Annotated in this window: 2 protein-coding genes; both read right to left on the bottom strand. The window is 42.2% G+C overall.

The window, feature by feature from the left end:
- Nucleotides 1-124 precede the first annotated feature (124 nt).
- Nucleotides 125-1,357: a hypothetical protein gene (locus tag JXR81_01695; protein ID MBN2753558.1), complete on the bottom strand. Its 1,233-nt coding sequence runs from the start codon at nucleotides 1,355-1,357 to the stop codon at nucleotides 125-127.
- The gene (gene murA / locus JXR81_01690; GenBank protein ID MBN2753557.1) at nucleotides 1,354-2,622 is read right to left on the bottom strand and encodes a UDP-N-acetylglucosamine 1-carboxyvinyltransferase; all 1,269 of its coding nucleotides are present in this window, start codon (nucleotides 2,620-2,622) and stop codon (nucleotides 1,354-1,356) included. Before murA ends, JXR81_01695 begins: the two co-directional genes overlap by 4 nt.
- Nucleotides 2,623-2,704: the final 82 nt, after the last annotated feature.

The raw sequence follows: 2,704 nt of genomic DNA, 5'->3' as shown, positions 1-2,704 counted from the left end.
TTTTGTCAAAACTGTACTCTTCCCGCTTAGCCCTGTGCGCTTTGCTGTCTTTGTCCACTTTCAGTTTTTTAAGTTTTTCAATCTGAAGCTGCGCTTCCGTAATATTTTTGCCGTCGCCTGTCATTTATTCACCCTTTTCATCATATCTCTTTATTATACCGCCAAAATATTCCCGCATTTCCTGCAGATTAACAGCTGCGTCTTTTGCGCTGTTTACGGAATTGTCCGCCTGCGTTTTAATCTCTTCAATATATTTTTTATATTCAGGCACTTTTCCTTTATTATCCGTAATTATTTTACACAAAAGCTCGCTGTCCGTAAAGTGTTCGTCCGTGTAATTGGTTATGTTTCCTATTATCTTTTCTATATGGGTGACAGCCCTTACTATTTCTATGAATAAATCGCCCGTGCTGTAAAAGGTTTTGATATTATCTTCAAATTTTTCCGTAAGTTTAATAATTTCAATTACCTCTTTGGTCTTCATCTGGATGTTAAGCAGTATTGCCGCTATTTCTTCCGCCGACTGATTGGAACTTGCGGAAAGTTTCTTGATTTCATTGGCCACCACGGAAAAACTTTTTCCTGCTTCGCCCGCGCGCGCCGCTTCAATGCCGGCATTTAACGCAAGCATATTTGTTTTTTTGCCCATATCCGCGATTTTAATTACAAACAGTTTTATTTTTTCCGACATATCCACAAGTTCTTCTATTATCTGAGTGGATGACATGATTGAATGTTTTAGTTCTGTGATTCCCTGTATTTCCCTGCCTATTGCTTTTACGCCTCTGGACGCCACTTCTGACTGCCGTTTTGCATCCGCCAGCACGTTCTGCGTTGATTCATCTATATTTTTGGAAGCTGTTTTTATTTCCAGCCCTATTGTATTTACCTTTAAAAACATTTTCTCTGTCGTTTCAAAATATCTGACAATGTTTATTATATTCGACCTGATTCTTTCAAACTTATCGGAATCTTCTTCTATCATTTCAGCCGCGGTTTTAAGAATTGCGGAGTATTCAACAAATTTTTCTTTTGGGATTTTTACCCTTTCACTGTCAATCTTTCTGTGATGGCGTACGGCCTGCGCGCCCGCAAGAAACGCCGCGTTTTTATCCAGTTCCCTGTCATAATCAACTTCTGTGTCCACCAGTTTCGCAATGGTTTTAATGGCATAATCACTGACATATTTGCTTAACAATACCGTAACCACAAAAATTATAAAAGAATCCGCCATTATGAAAGCAAAAACCCACATCGGGTCAACAGACGGATAAATAAAAGCGATTATACCCGCGATTACAAGCGACACAGTAAAAATAACACAGCCGCAAATAACGTATATTATCTGTGATCTCATACAGCGTTCTCTCTTTCAATACGCACCACAGCGCCAAGATTTTTAAGCTTAAGGTCAATGTTTTCGTATCCGCGTTCAAGGTGGTAAATTCGCCTTACAACCGTCTTTCCTTTTGCCGCCAGCCCTGCCAGAATAAGCGCTGCTGACGCGCGCAGGTCAGATGCCATTACGTCGGCGCCGCTTAATTCTTTTACGCCGGTTACTATTGACGTGTTGCCGTTTATCCTTACGGACGCGCCCATCCTTACAAGTTCCTGCACATGCATGAACCTGTTTTCCCAGATAGTTTCCTTTATAATGGAATCGCCCCGGGAAAAACACATAAGCGCCATCCACTGCGCCTGCACATCGGTTGGAAAACCGGGATAAGGCTCTGTAACAACATCAACGGGTTTCAGCCTGCCTTTATACGGGAATATATCCACTTTATTTTTTCCCTGAGTTATTTTTACCCCTGTCTCTTTCAGTTTTTCTATGAATATGGAAAGGTGTTCGGGATTAAGCCCGGTAACGGTCACCCTTCCTTTTGTAATAACGGCCGCGGTAATGAATGTGGCGGCCTCTATTCTGTCAGGAATTACATTATACCCTTTAACCGCGGAGAGTTTTTTGACGCCGTGAATCTTAAGCGTATTGGTTCCGGCGCCTTCTATCTTTGCCCCCATCGCCTGCAGGAAATTAATGCAGTCAATTACTTCGGGTTCTTTGGACGCGTTTTCAATTACCGTTGTGCCTTCGGCAAGCGACGACGCAAGCAGTATGTTTACCGTCGCGCCAAGGCTTACTTTATCAAATGTAATTTTTGTCCCTTTCAGTTTTGCCGCGGACGCGCTTACATAGCCGTGTTTAAGGACAATTTTCGCCCCAAGTTTCTGAATGCCTTTTATATGTAAATCAATAGGCCTTGCGCCTATGGCACAGCCGCCCGGCAGCGATACTTTTGCTTTTTTATATTTTGCCACCAGCGGCCCCAAGACATAAATTGACGCGCGCATAGTTTTAACAAGTTCATAAGGCGCGGTAAATTTATTGATTCCCGAAGGGTCAATGGTAAGCGTATGGCCTTTGAATTCAACTGTCGCGCCCAGTATTTTTAAAAGTTTTGACATGGTACGGATGTCGGTAAGGTCAGGGACATTATGTATTACAGAAGGGCCGTCGCCAAGAATTGCCGCCGCCATTATGGGAAGCGCGGCGTTTTTTGAACCCGACACCGGTATCTTTCCCTTCAGCTTTTTTCCGCCTTCAATTACCATCATTTTCATCGTTATCATATTGGCAGAAATCTCCTGTTAGTATTTTATATGATTATAATACTTTTATGGGATTAAGTAAATAAGGATAGTG

The organism is Candidatus Goldiibacteriota bacterium (assembly GCA_016937715.1).
Taxonomy (GTDB): Bacteria; Oederibacteriota; PGYV01; order PGYV01; family PGYV01; genus PGYV01.
Note: the sequence above shows the minus strand (reverse complement) of the source record. Positions and strands in the feature narration are given on the sequence as shown.

What these genes read in the sequence shown, in the direction of transcription:
- murA (MBN2753557.1), bottom strand. Translation starts at nt 2,622, where the DNA reads ATGAAAATGATGGTAATTGAAGGCGGAAAAAAGCTGAAGGGAAAGATA.
- JXR81_01695 (MBN2753558.1), bottom strand. Translation starts at nt 1,357, where the DNA reads ATGAGATCACAGATAATATACGTTATTTGCGGCTGTGTTATTTTTACT.